This window comes from Pseudoalteromonas sp. JC3 (assembly GCF_030291895.1).
Taxonomy (GTDB): Bacteria; Pseudomonadota; Gammaproteobacteria; order Enterobacterales; family Alteromonadaceae; genus Pseudoalteromonas.
The window spans coordinates 2913319-2928942 of sequence record NZ_CP127855.1 but is presented as its reverse complement, the minus strand read 5'-3'; the positions used below and the strand labels follow the sequence as shown (position 1 = coordinate 2928942).

The window sequence follows — 15624 nt, the reverse complement described above, 5'->3', positions numbered from 1 at the left end:
ATAATATAAGGGGATGAATCCTTTATTTTTTGGTTACATTGGTTACAACCACCTGAAAACCCTCTACAGGCCAGTAAATACGGGGGTTTAAGGTGTAACCGTTTTTCTAAAATATTGGTTACACCTTGGTTACGCTGGTTACACCAGTTTATTCGAATACAGGAATAGCGCTTTCTACTAATTTTTCCATTTTCCATTGTTCCATTTTATTTTTAAGATCCTTATGCTCTTTATAAAGGGTTGGTAAAAATACTTGACCCTCGTTTCTCCATGTTGAATAAACGGTGTTTACTTTATGCTTAGGATCGAATTCGGATTTTGGCAAACCTGTTTTTAATCGCTGTAAATATATCAAAGCATAGGATTGTGGTATACCTAGTTTTGCTAACTCTCTACTGAGTTCAAAGCTTTGTGTGTCACCTTTATTTTTAGAAGCTGCCTTGTATTTTGTTAAAAGTTGTTCAGCAGTATTTTCTATAATCTCACTTAGAAAGTTTGGTATATCGTAAAAATTAATAAAGGCATCATCGGTTATCTTCTCTTTAGGTTTAGATGAATAATATTCAAGCTTGCCTTTATTTTCTTCAAACCCTGTTATATCCAGTAAGTTACCATTGTTACTATAAAATTGTTTGTATAGCTCTTTATGTTCTTCTTTAGCACCACCAGCAAGATAGAATAGTCTAGACCTAGCAAAAGTTGATTCATCATCTATAACCGTTTCATGGCCTAATACAAAGCTTTCTAGATAGTTCTTAATAGCTTCTTTACGGCTTGCAATAAAGTCACCTGTCACTGGTGTTTTAAGAGGTATTAACACACGGTATCTATCCCCGCCACCATCCAGACCATGACTTGAACTTGTGTGCATGAAGAACTCTAATTTACGTTTAAACATTTGCTTAAAACGTTCAAAACTAACCCCGTCCCCATCAATATCTAAAATAAGCATGTATTGTAAATTAATATTTTCTTTGCATCGTCTTATAGCAGTTTCACCATTTTTTACGATGGGGTTTTTATCATCGTCTAACGCTGGTTGATAATCTTCTTTCCAGTCTACAGGGACTATTGCAGGTAGGTTTTCTTTACTAGCCACTTTATAGAAATTTGAAAGTTGTGTTACTAGTCCGCCCCACGTTATTGATTTTACATCCTCATTGTATATACTTTTACGGAACGCTGTTTTAATTAAACCGTTACCTTTAAGAAGAGTCATTTTTAAAGGAAGATTTTTTGTATTTTTATTAATTTTTACTTGATTGTTTTTCATTATTTTGATACCATAAATATTGTAGTAGGGGGAATCGTTCATCCTCCTAACCGTATTTTTAAAACCCAGCCTGTTCAACTGGGTTTTTTTATGCCTAAAATTAAATATTAAGAGAAGTTAAAATCATCAAAAATAGAATTAACTTCTTTTTCTTTTTTTACAAAAGGTAAAACGTTGTCTGTGTTTTCGTCAATGTAGTTGTCAATATCATGATGTAAGTCATTTTTGATCTGACCGTCAAAACCTATAAACAAAGCGCTGTTATACTTGTTTGAACCTTTATCGTTCACATAACATTTAACCGTTTTACCGTCAATTCGTACTGACTTGATAACAACCTCACCACGTTTAGAAACCGCTGTTTTAACCATCCTATTTAATGTGGTCTTATTAATCATACGGTTTTTATTCTCTTTATAAAGAGCTTTAACCGCATCGTTAACAACTGATACAGGAACACTTTCTAAACTTTTCATTTTAAACGCATAATCTAAGATCTGTTCTGCTTCGTCTTTCGTATTCTCTTTAAGCTCTGCATAATCTTGGCCGTGGTGTGCTTTAGGTGGTGTATCAGTTAACACGTTTTCTTCTAACCATTTAACATGCTCCGCAACCGCATGTTCATCTTCTGTTACCACTCTTACTAATTCCTCTAGAAAATCGTCTGTATTCTCGTTCGGATATAGTTTCTTAATCACATCAACAAGTGTATGTTCACACTTGATAATAGACCAACGCCTGTTAACACCGTCTTGTGTATCGATCTTAATAGAGCCGAGCATGTCGTTAGTGAACAGCAGCACTGACATTAAGTTTTCCGCCTCGTATGCGTCATGGCCTTTCTTCTCAATGATAAGTGAAGTCGCACCTACTATTTGTTTTAATCCCTCCATGTTAGCCTTTTCTTGTGCACTCTCGTTAAACACTGCAAAACGTTTGCCTTCCCAATGTCCATTAAACCCGCCTACGTTCTTCATGTTAGCTGACGTTAAGGCATGTTTACCATGAAACATAATAGGGAGTAAGCGTTCAAAAAATAGATTTTTTCCCGTACCGCCTTGTCCATAAATGTTTAAAGCAGGTAGCGTCTGGCAGTCTGTAGCGTTAAATAATTTAAAAGCTATCCATTCCTCAATGTGTTTCTTATTTTCTTCTTTACACCCTGCTAGTGACGTGAAAAGAGTATCAATGTACTTGTTCTTCTTAGCTGTAACCTCGCTGTATAAAGGTCTATTATAGATCCAATACTTTTCCTCTTGTTCAGCTAGGTTTAAAGCTTTAGGATTCTTTATACTAGTTTTGGTGACAGTCTGCTTAGCTCTTGCTAGGCCATTGTCTAACGCTAAATCAACTAAGTCCGCCGCTGTTATCTTAACTTGTGCGTATAAACGGATCTGGTTTGACATTTCTTTAGGCTTACTCACAATCCAGCTTCTATTATAACCGTCCCCGCCGTTCTCATCTTCAAAATGGACAAACTTGTCACCCCTTAAAATATAAGTGATCTCGTTATCTATAAGGTATTTTAAAACCTTTTCTTTGTTCTCGTTGTCTTTCTTAGTCTCCGCTTCTAGTCGTTCCATTTTAAGATTATTATCGTTCATTTTTATTTTACCTGTATATTATTTTGTCTCCCTTGTTGGGTTGTTTTATCCTTGTTCAGGACAGTTTTCTAAATTTCAATTTTATAACGTTTCAAGTTTTTTTAGATTACGTTGAATACACGCTCGGCTACATCCAAAATAATCAGCTAATTCGCATTGATTGTATTTTCCTGTTTCGTGTAGCTTTTTCAGTTCCATAAGTGTTCTTAGATTCTTAAAAATGTGTATGTATTGTTTTGCCATTGTTATTTACCTTTAGCCCCGTAACAGAGCATTTTTAATTTAAAAAAAAGCGAGTCTTTGCTCACCATGTATTAATATATATAAAAGTTTTTTCTAAAAAGTGGCTAAAACTGTACAAAAAGTAGCCGAACAGTCGCTTTTTTTGTAAATGAATGTAAACAGAGCATTGTTCATGCCATTTGCAAGCTAAAAGTGAATTAATATTCCATTGTTAATGCTAAAGTGAGTCAATATTCCTGTAAAGTGGTTAAAATAATGCAAAATAACATAATTTTACCTCAGTATTCGCAACCATTGTGAATAATTTATCTAAAGTTGTTGACAATTCAGGGTATGGATAAGATAGGGTAGGGATAAGATAGGGTAGGGATAAGATAGGGTAGGGATAAGATAGGGTAGGGATAAGATAGGGTAGGGATAAGATAGGGTAGGGATAAGATAGGGTAGGGATAGGGACTAAATATTAAGGTATAAATTAAAAAAAAGTCCTCATTTTACATCAAAATAGCTCAACGAATTTTCCCTCGTTGGGCTATTTTTTTTATCTAAATATTCACAGACTAGCGATAGTTGATGATGAATCTTTACTCGAAAAGTTATCTATCATGTTTTGTGAACGGTTAAATTAATATTGACGAATTTTAATTTAACCGTTTTTTATGCCTAGCCAATTAAATGAGTATTATCAACTTTTGGTTTGGGGTTGATAATTTTCACTAACTGTCGAGTTAAATCCTCAATAGACGTGTCAACGTTATCGAGTAAATGATAGTTCCCATTAATTCCATAATATTCTAAAATGTCATTTACTATTAACCTTTTGTCTTTAAATGATATACTTACTGTAAAATATTCGTATATTTTTCTATATAAATTTTCCATTTTTTTCTTTACCTTTTATATTAAATCTTTAAATAAATCTTCATCAACCCTAGTTTTATAATCCCCTGAATAGTCAAAATTTACAGCCTCTTTTTTTATGATTTTTAGCCATTTATTGAAATCATTGTTTTCTTTAAGCTCTTTTAATATTAATTTTAAATGATTTTCCTCTCTTTCGAATCTTTCTTTGGTGTTTTCAGAATACGTAGCTAACCTTAAATGATTGGGGTTTGAACATAATGGGTTGCTACAAGCAAAATGGTCTACAGTTAATCCTTTAAGGTCTTTACTTGGATAGCGAATTTTATACGCGACTCTGTGGTTAGATAACCAATTTTGTTTAATATTATACTTAACTCTAAAGCGAGTTTTAATAATGGTTCGTTGATATTTTAAATACGATTTAACATCTTTTGGTATTATACAGCAACCATGCTTCTCAATAATATATTCTGGGATATTGGATTTATTATCAATATCTTCAAAAACAGTGCTGTTAAAATAATCAATAAAATCTGGATCTGTAGCTAATTTTGAACGGATATTATTCGGGGTAGTATCTCTTTTAGGCTTTTTTATAAGGGGTTTATCATCATTTTTATCATTATTGTTAATATTCTTGTTCATTTTTAACCCCGTTTATTTTATTATTGTTTTGTTTCTTTATAGATAAGATCTGCTAAAGTTTCTGACAATGTATAATAATCAATTTTAGAATAATCATCATTAAAGCATTTTAATACATTATCTAAAGTGAAATTAAAATCACCACCAGCTATAACAGACTTGATTAAATTATTAATATCTTCATCTGTATAATCATCGTCTTGAGTATAAAAAGATGTTAATTTATTTTTAATGTATAATAAAAGTCCTCTTTTATAAGCTTTCTCAGACATCATTTATTCACCTTTATTTTTTCCTTTAATATTATGTTTCTTTGCATTTTTCTCAAGCATCATAACAACGTCGTTATGTTTAATAAATTGATGTTTGAATTTTTCAGCCTCATTCATTAAATGTGTGTATAATGTTTTAGTGTAATTTTCAATCATTTATTCTTTACCTTTTAAGATCTCTTTGAAATCATCTCGATTATGTTCAAAAATCCGTAATACTTCTTTAAGATAGTTAATAGTTTTTTGTAGTCTAGGGATTCTAGTTTCAAGCTCTTTTAACTCTGCTTCAATAATGGGTTTGTATGCCTTAATATTTTCAACAGTTTTTAATTGTTCAATTAACGCTGGATTATTAATGCTAGGATAGCTAGAGTTTAAACTTGTAGATCTTTTCTCCTGTTTTACTTTCTGTAATACCATTTTCAATACCTTTATTTTTATTTTCTGGTAAAATTACCTTTTCATTTTCTGAATTATCACTAGGATCTTTCTTCTTGTTTTTAGATTTTTCATCGATTTTATTTTTAACGATTTGATTATATTCATACTTTAATTGTTTAAGATTATCTTCTGAATATTCATCACCTTTCTTTAAACTATCAATTAATAAATCAAAATCTTTCTGTAAAATTCGCTTCTTAGCGTCAACACACTTTTGGATATAACGCCTAAAGATTGATGCCGTTTTTTCTTTAAATTCTTTTGATAGTTCTACACCCTCGAATAATTGTTTAATGTTCTCACTCATTATTTGTCACCTATAAAGTTTAAAAGTTCGCGAATAGTATCAACCTGTGTTTTAATATGTCCTATTTCTTGTTCAGCCTCTTTTAATTGCTCAACAAAAGCTCGACATAATTTATTATATTCACCGTTTAAAGCCTCTTCTATGGCCTCTCCGAACACTTTAGCAGTTTTAGATTCAAACTCTTCCGAAACTTCAATACCGATTGATTCTATAAGTTCTTTTTTAGCCTGTTCTATAATATCTTTAATTTCTTGTTCCATTATTGCACCTGTTTTTTATATTCGGATAATCTTTCTTTTTTAAATTGATATACATCAACTAGGTATTCGTTTAATAGTTCAGCAATAACGGCATTAATACTTTTCTTTTTACCGTTGTTAAATTCTGGTTGCTGTAGTTTATCTAGTGCTATTCTGGCATATTCATTAAGATCAACCTGCACACCTTTAATTCTTGTTTTCATGTTTTCACCATACTGTAAACTTACTTTATTTATTTTAATAATATTTATATATAAAATGTTTGCAGTAAAAATACAGTAAATTAAAGTATATAAATATTGATACAATAAAAGATACAGTAAAAGAACAGCAAATGTTAATCCATGATTTTCATTGATTATAATGTAGAGTGTTTTTACTGTAAGTTATAATTAAAACAAAGAGGATTAAAAATATGGCTGCAACATTAAAACAACAAGCTAAAAAAGTGACTAAGAGTGAAACAAAATTAACTACACATGATGTAAAAAACGTTAGCGTGTATTCAGTATTTAAATATGCGACGAATAATAATTGTAGAATTCGTCAGGGTATGTTTGACAGTGCCACAGGTTTAGAACTTATCAACCTGAAGTTTAAAGATTATGATTTAGTTGATAAGAACGCATTTTATGATCTGGATGATACTCTTATTCATTCAGAAACATACAAAAACTTTAAGAATGTTAGTTTGAAACTATTAATCAATGATGAGGTATATTCATTTAATCATAATTTAAAATTAAATGATGGTTCTTTAACATTGAAAAACCTTATGGAATTAACAGTCCATTTTATTGGATTTGCAGCGGATAATGTATCAACTAGTGAAAAATACGATGCAATTTTTGCAGGCCAACATCCATTTTTAATGACTTTTACTAAACTACAAACAAGGGTTTCTGAGGATAAGGTCACGGTTCACGCCACATTAAAAAGTAACGCTCTCGAACCATTAAAAGAAAAGTGGGCGGCACTGGAAGAACAAGCTAAAGCTAACGCTGTGTTTAATCATGAATATAAAAAGGACAGTTATTCAGAAAGTGTTCATAAATCACACATGCTTATGGCTTAATCAAAAAGTTGAAAATAATTCAAAAAAAAGGGTTGACAATGTTTTCTAAACATGAGATAATCTTTCGTGATGGTGGGGTAGACTCTTAACTTTGAGATCTCCATGAGAACCACCAGTAAAAATATTTAAAAAAATATGCAAAAAGAGTTGGCACTATCAAATGATTGGTGTTATGCTTCGTGCATAGTTTGAAAAGGTTCTTTAGGCGGATTGAATTATATATTCACAGTGCTTAGAGTCACACAATTTAATAAAAGATTTCTAAAAGAATCGTTACTTCCATTCCTGTAGATGTGAAATTCGCATCGATGACGCGATAATACACAGTGTTGAAAAATGTATTATTCAAGTCTGAATGGTGAGCTACACTAAGCAATAATAAAGAACGGTTCTATAATCATCAAAAACAATGATTGAATATTGCACCTGTCATTTAATTTTTCAAGTGAATGATTTTTTAAATGGGTTTATTGTAAAACAATGTGCTGAAAAAGTTTTACATGTTATGTGTACCATTGCACGAATGGTTAAAAAATATTCAATTATGATGGGCAATAGTTAGTGAATACTTACACAGGGTAGTGTAACGATTTATTTACAGTTGCTCATCGGTTCATGATGATGTTTAAGGGTTGGTTGAGAATGGCGACGAATTATACATTTATGGATCTCAACCTTTACCAACGCTATTGATAATGGTATTCAATGAGTATTATTATCAATAGCACTTTACAACCCAAAGTGTCCGCATTGGTCAGCTTAATGTTGACCTTACCAGTTTACCAGTTAATTTCTCCTCATTTAATTAACGTTCAAAAATAGTCTGTCTATGTTTTATATCATGGTTTCATAGTCAGGCTACTTTTGTATATTAAGGTGTGTAAATTCCATTTATAAGATGTACAAAAATTAATCATCGGCGAGCTTAGCGAGTGGTTGAACGTAGTGAAACTATATTGTTAACATCCTATTAATGATTATTGTAAGATATTTAATAATCATTCCTCATCTATTCAATATTCCTTTTAAAGATCAGTTACTTACGAGCAAGGCGAGAAAACCGTAGGTTTTTAGATGATCAATTATGTTAACAGATCCTATTAATAATCATTAATTATAATCAAATATACGCTCCCCAAGGGGAGTGCGAGGGGCGCGCCCCTGCAAATTAAAACTTATTTTAAAGTTAGATCTGTTAGCTATTAATTAAGTTTGGATTAAAAAAGGGATTTTATCATATTTTTAAATATAAATCAACCCTTTAGAACACTTTTTTTCAATTATTTCCAAACTTTTTTGAATGTCTCAAAAGCGTCTGGATCTTTAACAACGCTTGGCAGTTTTAACCGAACAATACCGCCATACTTCCAATGTATTATAGCCACACAGCCCATTGTAAGCTGTTTCTTATCATCGTTTGATAGCAACTCGATCTTATCAATATAACGTCTTAAAATGGCATTCACGGCGATTTTATCATCCTTTGATTCTATAGGATGTTCTACAATAGTTGACCACTCTACAGAATCTATCTGTAAAGGTTTCTCATGCTGTTTTAACTCAGCTTTCAGTCTCTCTAACTCTGTTTTACAACTTTTTGACTTATCGAGGAATGATTCGTCATCGAGACTTAAGTATAAATTAGTAAGTTTCTTTAACAGTTTTTCATGCTGGTGAATCTGTTCCTCTAAGATAGTGGTATCAATACCTGAATCATCCCTTTTCATAACCTCTTTAATGTCAACGCTGTTAAAATAATATCTGAGACAAGGTTCAATGATTGAATTGTATCTTATGGCGCTATTGCTGCATGATTTAGATTTTTCATCTATGCCACGCGCACGATTGCTACATCTTAAACTAAAGTCATCCCTGCTTGTATTAACGCTTATGTATGGTGAAGCACATTTACTACATACCGTGAGACCATAAAACAAGTTATGAATAGTCTGTGCCTGTCTAGTACTTTTGGTGTTAAAAGATAGGGCAACTTTATCAAAGGTTTCATCATCAATTAAACGTGGGAAAAAGTTAGGAATAGTGCGGCCTTTTGTCACGTAACTGCCAAGGACTTGTGACTCTGTTAATAACTTCTTGATGCGAATTTCTTGAATACTCTTCTTTTGATGCTTACCAAGCAAGATACCTCTATCGTTAAAGTATCTTGCTATGTTTAAACAACTATACCCTTGTAACCTCAGATTGAATGCTTTATGAACGTGTTTCGAATATTCGTTAATATTGTATTCTTGTGTTTTATGGTTAAAATCTATCCAGAAAGGTAGGTTCATTGATGAGCGGATAGTACCTTTTTCAACATTATTTTTATAGGTCTGCCGAAGTCGTTCGGCTTTGTTGCGTGAGTCTTCGTGAGCTTGCCATAGGGCTACACTCAACATGATACTTGAGCTTATATTGTTTTGATCGTCCGAGCACCATAATTTATGAATGCCTGTTTTTTGAACAATGATCGATATACCAGCTGAGAACATTCTATTTAATAATTGTTGACTATTTTGTAAGCTTAAACGCGATAGTCTGTCCCAGTTTTCCACATAGAGAATAGGCTGGTTATAGAGTCCGTTTTCGGCGTTCCGAATTATTTTGTATAGTTCAGAGCCTTCCTCTAAATGTTCACCTTTAAAGCCTGACTTCCCCTTATCGCTGAATGTTCCTTTATAGGTACATCCATAATATTCTTCAATTTGCGCACGATCCTCTATAAGCTTATGTTGTCTATTCATAGAGTCTCTGTTTACTTGCTCAACTTGCCTCTTAGTGGAGCTACGGGCATAAATCAATAAGTCTCTTTCCATCATCATAAATCCATGTTTTATAAAAGATTTAGGCATTATACCACACTATAAATTGATTGTGTTTAAACTTAACTCAGCGGTTGCTGTTAATGTCATACAGCAAATTAAAAATAGGTAGAGCGGAGAAAACAGGTGCTTGAGATTGCTGGTGGTAGAATGATCTGTGCGGTCAAATTCAGGAAACCGTGACTTGACCATCATTGCTCCGTAAATCAGCGTTGGAATTAATATCAAAGCAACTTGCCATTGCCAATTAAAGCCCGATGCAGTCATGGCATTCGATGCCAGAGCACCAATCACAATGCCGCCTGGAAACCAGACATGGAATCGGTTGAGCATGGTCGTGGTGTTTTTCGGATACATTTCGGCAATCAGTGGATTACAGCCAGCTTCCACTGAACCATTCGCAAAGCCGATTAAAAACGTCGAGATCAGCAGTAACCAAAAACCGTCAGCGGTAATGGTTAAAACCAATCCTGCAAAGTGGCAAATAAAGGCGAGGGCAACTAACTTTTTAGCGCCAATGGCGTTGTAGATTGCGCCACCTAACATGGTTGCAACGGGAAAGCCCAGAAATGCCATAGCGTTAACCCAACCAAGTTCTGTATCTGAGAGTCCAAACTGCGCACCTAATTGCCCCAAAATGCCTGCGCGAATAGCGAACGTCATTGATGTGACGACCAGTGCAAGGCAACAGAGCTGAAACACGGTCCGATTATGATTATTATTATTCATGGTCGTAGTCCTGTTTATTTTATGCCGAGGATTTGATTATTGCGTTCGGTATCGGTGCTACTTCCTGCAAAATCATCGAAGGCTTTTTCGGTTGGTCTTATCAAGTGCTGTTTGATAAATTCGGCACCTTCTTTGGCCCCATCTTCAGGGTGCTTAATACAGCATTCCCATTCCAATACAGCCCAACCATCAAAACCGTACTGTGTTAACTTACTAAATATTTTCTTAAAGTCGACCTGTCCGTCACCTAATGAACGGAACCGACCTGGCCGTTGTTGCCATCCTTGGTATCCGCCGTAAACACCGCAGCGGCCATTGGGGATAAATTCGGCATCTTTTACATGGAACGCTTTGATACGTTCATGATAGATGTCGATAAACGCTAAGTAGTCCAATTGCTGTAAAACAAAGTGACTTGGATCGTAAAGAATATTGGCTCGCGGGTGATTATTCGTCGCCGCTAAAAAGCGCTCAAAAGTCACGCCATCGTGTAGATCTTCACCTGGATGAAGCTCGTAGCAGACATCCACACCAACCTCGTCAAAGCGGTTCAAAATAGGCAACCAGCGTTTTGCGAGCTCCTCAAACCCTTGTTCCACCAAGCCATTTGGACGTTGTGGCCAGGGGTAAAAGGTATGCCAGAGCAAGGCGCCAGAAAAGCTTGCGTGACTAGTTAGCCCAAGCTTAGCACTGGCACTGGCCGCTAACATTAGCTGCTCGGTTGCCCACTCCATACGAGCCTGAGGCGAGCCATGCACTTTTGCTGGTGCAAAGCCGTCAAACATTTGGTCATAAGCTGGGTGCACCGCCACTAATTGACCCTGCAAATGGGTTGATAGCTCTGAAATAGTAAGGCCATGCTCTGCAGCAATACCAGTGATCTCGTCGCAATAATCTTGGCTTTCAGCGGCTTTTTGCAGATCGAACAGTCGCTGTTCCCAACTTGGTAGCTGAATACCTTTATAACCTAGGTTACTTGCCCACTGGCAAATACTATTAAAATTGTTAAATGGCACCTCGTCCGAGACAAACTGCGCGAGAAAAATAGCGGGTCCTTTAATTTGCTTCATTCTTATTTTATCCAATGGTAAAGGGGTGCCACTTAGTGTCTTTTGCACTAGCTGCGACCGCGTTTTCAATAAATGCCATGCCACGGACTGCAGCGTTAATACTTGGCACGTCAAATTCTTCGTGCTGCACATCGGGTTGCAGCTGATGCGCACGAATAAGGCTGGCGAAGTTAAGGTAGATATTTGCAAATGCTTCCAGATATCCCTCAGGGTGACCGGCTGGCACACGAGTTGCGCTAATGGCTGCTTGGCTAAGTGAACCCACTCCTGTGCGGATCAACTGAGCTGGAGCATTTGCCGCACGTAACCACAAACTATTAGGCTCCATTTGCGACCATTCGATACTGGCTTTGTCACCATAGATTTTTAAGGTGAGATTATTTTCTTCGCCAAGGGCTATTTGGCTTGCCATCAACACGCCCTTTGCACCGTTGCCAAAGCGCAGTAACACGGTGCCGTCATCGTCGAGCTGTCGGCCGGACACAACCGTGTTTAAATCCGCACAAAGCGCCTCTATCTCCAAGCCACTCACATATTCGGCGAGGTTCGCTGCGTGCACACCGATATCGCCCATACAACAACTCACGCCAGACTTACTTGCATCTAGTCGCCAGCTGGCTTGCTTGCTGTTTTCGTCATCAGCACTTGCAAGCCATCCTTGACTATATTCAACGACGACTTTGCGTATTTTGCCAAGTTCGCCATTTGCGATGCGGTGGCGTGCTTCTTTCACCATTGGGTAGCCGGTATAGGTGTGTGTTAATCCGTACAAGCAATTGCTCTTCTGAAGCTGTGTTTGTAGACGCAGAGCCTCAGATAAATTGAGCGTTGCAGGTTTATCACTCAAGACGTGAAAGCCGTGTTCGATAGCGGCTGTGGCAATCGGAAAATGCAAATGGTTTGGGGTCACGATGGCAACAAAGTGGATGCGCTCCGACTCTGGTAGTTCCGCCTCTTGTTGTAAGAGTGCTTGGTAGCTGGTATAGCAACGTGCTGGGTTAAGCCCGAGTTGCTGGCCCATTGCTAGGCTTTTGTTTGGATCGGCGCTAAATGCGCCTGCAACAAGTTCAATTTGACCATCTAAACGCGCGGCTATGCGGTGCACAGCACCTATGAAAGCGCCTTCTCCACCACCGATCATGGCCATGCGGATTTTGTTATTATCCATCGTTTAGCTCCGTCTCCGTCGAGTTATCGAGGTAAGTTAATCTGATGTTATTGATAATAGGTAACAGAGGCGCCAAAGTGATAATAAAAATTCGGTTGACAATGCAACAAAATCGGCGTTTAAAATAAATTATTATAATTATAAAAAGGCGGTAAGTAGGGCAATGGAAGAGCAAACAATATTGAATAAAGCTGGCGTAAATCAATTGATTGCAGCATTTGATCTGATCCCAGACATCCTCTTTTGGGTCAAAGACACAAAAAGTAGAATAGTGCATGCGAACCAACACTTTGTTGAACATCAGGGCTATAAAACCCTAGATCAAATCTTACTGAAAACCGATTTTGACTTTTCACCGCAACACTTGGCATTCCAATACGTTAACGATGATAAACGAGTGATGGAAGGCTTTATCGTGACGGATAGATTAGAACTCAATCAAACCGCAAATGGGGAATTGGCATGGTTTTCCACGTCAAAAAAAGTGTTACTTGATGGCGAAAATGCGATTATGGGCACTTATGGTGTTACACGACATCTAGCGAAAACGTCAAAGGCGTTGTCTCACGTAAGAGCCATTGAAGCGCCCGTTGAATTTATTCGGGCACATTACCATCGTCATATTTGTATCGAAGAATTGGCGGAACTTGCTCACCTGTCGGTAAGCGCACTGGAGCGTAGATTTAAAAAGCATTTAGCCAAAACTCCCAATCAATTTATCAACGAAGTGAGATTGGAAAATGCCCGTAAATTATTGGTCGAAACACGTTTACCAGTATCACAAGTCGCTTATCAGTGCGGCTTTTCAGAGCCAAGTTATTTTAGCAAGCAGTTTCGTCGTTTATTTGGTGAAATCCCGTCGCAATTACGTAAGGAATTAACGTCGAGCGAGCGTTAACGCTGCGACTTCTGGTGGTAGTGCCGGTGTCACCAGCGTATCTGCGTACTCAGAAGCTAACCATGGACGAATGGGCGTGGCAATGCCTCCAACTAACGCGACTTTATGTGCCCCTAAGCTCTGCAGATGACGGACATAACGCTCAATAAACCGTGCCGCGCCATTTAAGATCTGCTCGGCATAGGGATCGTTTGGCGTAGCAAAAACATGTTGAGCAAACTGGGCAAAATACTGGGGAGTGGCGTTTAGCGTGAGTTTGACTAGCTGTTCGGTACTGTGGCAATTCATGGCAGCCAAAAACGACTCAATCATCAGACTGCTAGGGGATAGTGTATCAAGCACCTCGATGGCATGCTTCACTAAACTCAAACCGATCCAACTGCCACTTGCACCATCACTGAGTAATAATCCGTGGCCACCGAACTCCCTAAATTGTCCATGCGTCACCAGACCCGCGCAAAATCCGGTGCCAAGAATGATTACACCGCCATCTTCGTGTTGATGCGCACCAAGGCAAGCTATGTGTGCATCGGTTGAAAATTGAAAACGTGCAAAAGGGGAACGCCATTGCTGCATCGCCTCACAAGCCGTCGTGACATTCGCGCCGGCAAGTCCTGCAAAAGCACTGATGTTGGCAATATCGTGGTGGGGGATTTTTGCGTTTGTCAGCGCTGTCATTGTTGCGCTCAACATTGACTCTTGGGCCTGATGTATTGATGTTGCTATGTTTGCAGGGCCGCTGGTGGCCTCGGCAAGGAGCTGTCCATGTTGATCCTCGAGGCGGACTTTACATTTCGTACCGCCACCATCAATCCCTAAAAATAGCTTCGATGCTGTCATTGTATTGCCTTTTCTGATCCGGTGAGTATTGCATTAACTAGCCTTGGGCAAACTTCATCGCCATGATGCACGCCAGAGTGAGTATGTAGAGAGAGTGGACCAAATTCACTTAAAAGCCAAAGATCCGCGGCGTTTTTCGTGTTGACCCCTCCACCGATCACCACTTCGATTTCAGCATTGAGTTTTTTCAGTAAGGCAATGAGCTGACTGGTACCAAACGCTGCGCCTTTACCACTTTGCCATGTATTGCCGGCGCTTAAGACCCGCTCAACGCCTAACTCTAGCAGCGTCTCGGCTGCCTGCTGCCAGTTTGCAGCGGCATCAAAGGCGCGATGAAAGGTGACAGAAAGGCCTAAGGATTTTGCCGTGGCAATGAGTGCGCTACAGTGGTCAGCCGCTATCTCCTGATTGTCGTCGATAAAACCAAGCGCAATACCGGTTGCACCCGCGCAAGCAATGCCATCTATCTCTTTTTGTAACTGATAGAGCATGGTGTCATCAATAAAAAAATGCGGCGCTTGGCGTAACATCACAATACATTCGCCAAAGCTTGGTAAATACTGGGCAACTGCCGCTATCGCCGTCGGGTTTGGGGTCAAGCCACCGCAACTCAGAACACCACAGAGCTCTATCCTTGTTGCACCTGATGCAAAAGCAATTTGTGCATTTCGCTGCAACAAATGAGGATTATCGCTGCTGAGGCATATTTCCAAGTTTTTACCTGAATAGTTTGCCGAATTCATATTTCACTCTTGAAGTTGAATAATTTTAAAGTTTAAAATGCTTGGTTTTGAATATTTAATTAGTTCAATAAAAACATTTAGTTACACGTGTTTGGAACGTTTTTAAATTGCCTAATATAGAAACTAATAATGAGTTTTTATGTTAATCAGACTATAAACTAAGGAAATTGAAATTGGATCTTTTTTTGACCTAAACGCCGATTTTGTCTTAGTGCAAACCGAAATTCTATTATCACTTTTTGTAGAGCGCTCCTATTCTGAACGAGTGTTTCACAAACCATTAACCCCTATAGGGAAACAAAAAAGGGTCGTCACAAAGTCATGCGTCATGGAGCAGCAAGGGACGTCGTGGCTTTACAAATTATAAAAA

General features: G+C 37.3%; 16 protein-coding genes and 1 pseudogene. 2 read left to right on the top strand and 15 right to left on the bottom strand.

Annotated features, from left to right (window positions below):
* Positions 1–148: 148 nt before the first annotated feature.
* The 9 genes from QSH61_RS12480 to QSH61_RS12440 all read right to left on the bottom strand — a co-directional run bounded on the left by QSH61_RS12480 (position 149) and on the right by QSH61_RS12440 (position 6112).
* Positions 149–1273, bottom strand: a complete 1125-nt coding sequence (locus QSH61_RS12480; protein WP_206471075.1) for a hypothetical protein — start codon at positions 1271–1273, stop codon at positions 149–151.
* A gap of 107 nt (positions 1274–1380) precedes the next feature.
* Entirely contained in the window at positions 1381–2877 is a 1497-nt protein-coding gene (locus QSH61_RS12475) for a DUF5906 domain-containing protein (RefSeq protein WP_206471074.1), read from the bottom strand.
* Positions 2878–4017: 1140 nt separating this feature from the next.
* A complete protein-coding gene (locus QSH61_RS12470; RefSeq protein WP_206471072.1) occupies positions 4018–4629 on the bottom strand; it encodes an HNH endonuclease in 612 nt (203 codons plus the stop codon).
* Positions 4630–4649: 20 nt separating this feature from the next.
* A complete protein-coding gene (locus tag QSH61_RS12465; protein ID WP_206471071.1) occupies positions 4650–4904 on the bottom strand; it encodes a hypothetical protein in 255 nt (84 codons plus the stop codon).
* Positions 4905–5057, bottom strand: a complete 153-nt coding sequence (locus QSH61_RS12460; RefSeq protein WP_206471070.1) for a hypothetical protein — start codon at positions 5055–5057, stop codon at positions 4905–4907.
* Entirely contained in the window at positions 5058–5321 is a 264-nt protein-coding gene (locus tag QSH61_RS12455) for a hypothetical protein (RefSeq protein WP_206471069.1), read from the bottom strand.
* Positions 5269–5649 carry a hypothetical protein gene (locus QSH61_RS12450; RefSeq protein WP_206471068.1) on the bottom strand — a complete coding sequence of 127 codons (381 nt, stop codon included), beginning with the start codon at positions 5647–5649 and terminating at the stop codon, positions 5269–5271. Before QSH61_RS12450 ends, QSH61_RS12455 begins: the two co-directional genes overlap by 53 nt.
* Positions 5649–5909 (bottom strand): hypothetical protein, encoded by a 261-nt coding sequence (locus QSH61_RS12445; RefSeq protein ID WP_206471067.1) that lies wholly within the window; start codon positions 5907–5909, stop codon positions 5649–5651. Before QSH61_RS12445 ends, QSH61_RS12450 begins: the two co-directional genes overlap by 1 nt.
* Positions 5909–6112, bottom strand: a complete 204-nt coding sequence (locus QSH61_RS12440) for a hypothetical protein (RefSeq protein WP_206471066.1) — start codon at positions 6110–6112, stop codon at positions 5909–5911. The genes QSH61_RS12445 and QSH61_RS12440 overlap by 1 nt, the downstream gene beginning before the upstream one ends.
* A gap of 212 nt (positions 6113–6324) precedes the next feature.
* Here QSH61_RS12440 and QSH61_RS12435 point away from each other — a divergent pair, with 212 nt between their 5' ends.
* Positions 6325–6984, top strand: coding sequence for a hypothetical protein (locus QSH61_RS12435; RefSeq protein WP_206471065.1), 660 nt, complete (start codon positions 6325–6327; stop codon positions 6982–6984).
* Between the two features lie 1280 nt (positions 6985–8264).
* On the opposite strand, the gene QSH61_RS12430 is transcribed toward QSH61_RS12435, so the two are convergent.
* The 4 genes and pseudogenes from QSH61_RS12430 to QSH61_RS12415 form a co-directional block, all read right to left on the bottom strand.
* Complete coding sequence (locus QSH61_RS12430) at positions 8265–9836, bottom strand: recombinase family protein (RefSeq protein WP_206471064.1); 1572 nt, start codon at positions 9834–9836, stop codon at positions 8265–8267.
* Positions 9837–9869: 33 nt separating this feature from the next.
* Positions 9870–10535 (bottom strand): annotated as a pseudogene (locus QSH61_RS12425) (MFS transporter); the annotation flags it as partial.
* Between the two features lie 14 nt (positions 10536–10549).
* The gene (locus tag QSH61_RS12420; protein WP_102057164.1) at positions 10550–11605 is read right to left on the bottom strand and encodes a sugar phosphate isomerase/epimerase family protein; all 1056 of its coding nucleotides are present in this window, start codon (positions 11603–11605) and stop codon (positions 10550–10552) included.
* A 7-nt stretch (positions 11606–11612) separates the two neighbouring features.
* A complete protein-coding gene (locus QSH61_RS12415; RefSeq protein ID WP_174169999.1) occupies positions 11613–12773 on the bottom strand; it encodes a Gfo/Idh/MocA family protein in 1161 nt (386 codons plus the stop codon).
* A gap of 163 nt (positions 12774–12936) precedes the next feature.
* Here QSH61_RS12415 and QSH61_RS12410 point away from each other — a divergent pair, with 163 nt between their 5' ends.
* Positions 12937–13671 (top strand): AraC family transcriptional regulator, encoded by a 735-nt coding sequence (locus QSH61_RS12410; RefSeq protein ID WP_010606702.1) that lies wholly within the window; start codon positions 12937–12939, stop codon positions 13669–13671.
* On the opposite strand, the gene QSH61_RS12405 is transcribed toward QSH61_RS12410, so the two are convergent.
* Together QSH61_RS12405 and QSH61_RS12400 are read right to left on the bottom strand one after the other, a co-directional pair.
* Positions 13651–14511 carry a glucosamine kinase nucleotide-binding domain-containing protein gene (locus tag QSH61_RS12405; protein ID WP_174170000.1) on the bottom strand — a complete coding sequence of 287 codons (861 nt, stop codon included), beginning with the start codon at positions 14509–14511 and terminating at the stop codon, positions 13651–13653. The genes QSH61_RS12410 and QSH61_RS12405 overlap by 21 nt on opposite strands.
* Positions 14508–15254 carry a copper homeostasis protein CutC gene (locus QSH61_RS12400; RefSeq protein WP_010606704.1) on the bottom strand — a complete coding sequence of 249 codons (747 nt, stop codon included), beginning with the start codon at positions 15252–15254 and terminating at the stop codon, positions 14508–14510. The genes QSH61_RS12405 and QSH61_RS12400 overlap by 4 nt, the downstream gene beginning before the upstream one ends.
* Between the last annotated feature and the right edge of the window lie 370 nt (positions 15255–15624).

Bases quoted from the DNA above. Each gene is read 5' to 3' on its own strand.
- QSH61_RS12480 (WP_206471075.1), bottom strand. From the start codon at position 1,273: ATGAAAAACAATCAAGTAAAAATTAATAAAAATACAAAAAATCTTCCT.
- QSH61_RS12475 (WP_206471074.1), bottom strand. From the start codon at position 2,877: ATGAACGATAATAATCTTAAAATGGAACGACTAGAAGCGGAGACTAAG.
- QSH61_RS12470 (WP_206471072.1), bottom strand. From the start codon at position 4,629: ATGAACAAGAATATTAACAATAATGATAAAAATGATGATAAACCCCTT.
- QSH61_RS12465 (WP_206471071.1), bottom strand. From the start codon at position 4,904: ATGATGTCTGAGAAAGCTTATAAAAGAGGACTTTTATTATACATTAAA.
- QSH61_RS12460 (WP_206471070.1), bottom strand. From the start codon at position 5,057: ATGATTGAAAATTACACTAAAACATTATACACACATTTAATGAATGAG.
- QSH61_RS12455 (WP_206471069.1), bottom strand. From the start codon at position 5,321: ATGGTATTACAGAAAGTAAAACAGGAGAAAAGATCTACAAGTTTAAAC.
- QSH61_RS12450 (WP_206471068.1), bottom strand. From the start codon at position 5,649: ATGAGTGAGAACATTAAACAATTATTCGAGGGTGTAGAACTATCAAAA.
- QSH61_RS12445 (WP_206471067.1), bottom strand. From the start codon at position 5,909: ATGGAACAAGAAATTAAAGATATTATAGAACAGGCTAAAAAAGAACTT.
- QSH61_RS12440 (WP_206471066.1), bottom strand. From the start codon at position 6,112: ATGAAAACAAGAATTAAAGGTGTGCAGGTTGATCTTAATGAATATGCC.
- QSH61_RS12435 (WP_206471065.1), top strand. From the start codon at position 6,325: ATGGCTGCAACATTAAAACAACAAGCTAAAAAAGTGACTAAGAGTGAA.
- QSH61_RS12430 (WP_206471064.1), bottom strand. From the start codon at position 9,836: ATGCCTAAATCTTTTATAAAACATGGATTTATGATGATGGAAAGAGAC.
- QSH61_RS12420 (WP_102057164.1), bottom strand. From the start codon at position 11,605: ATGAAGCAAATTAAAGGACCCGCTATTTTTCTCGCGCAGTTTGTCTCG.
- QSH61_RS12415 (WP_174169999.1), bottom strand. From the start codon at position 12,773: ATGGATAATAACAAAATCCGCATGGCCATGATCGGTGGTGGAGAAGGC.
- QSH61_RS12410 (WP_010606702.1), top strand. From the start codon at position 12,937: ATGGAAGAGCAAACAATATTGAATAAAGCTGGCGTAAATCAATTGATT.
- QSH61_RS12405 (WP_174170000.1), bottom strand. From the start codon at position 14,511: ATGACAGCATCGAAGCTATTTTTAGGGATTGATGGTGGCGGTACGAAA.
- QSH61_RS12400 (WP_010606704.1), bottom strand. From the start codon at position 15,254: ATGAATTCGGCAAACTATTCAGGTAAAAACTTGGAAATATGCCTCAGC.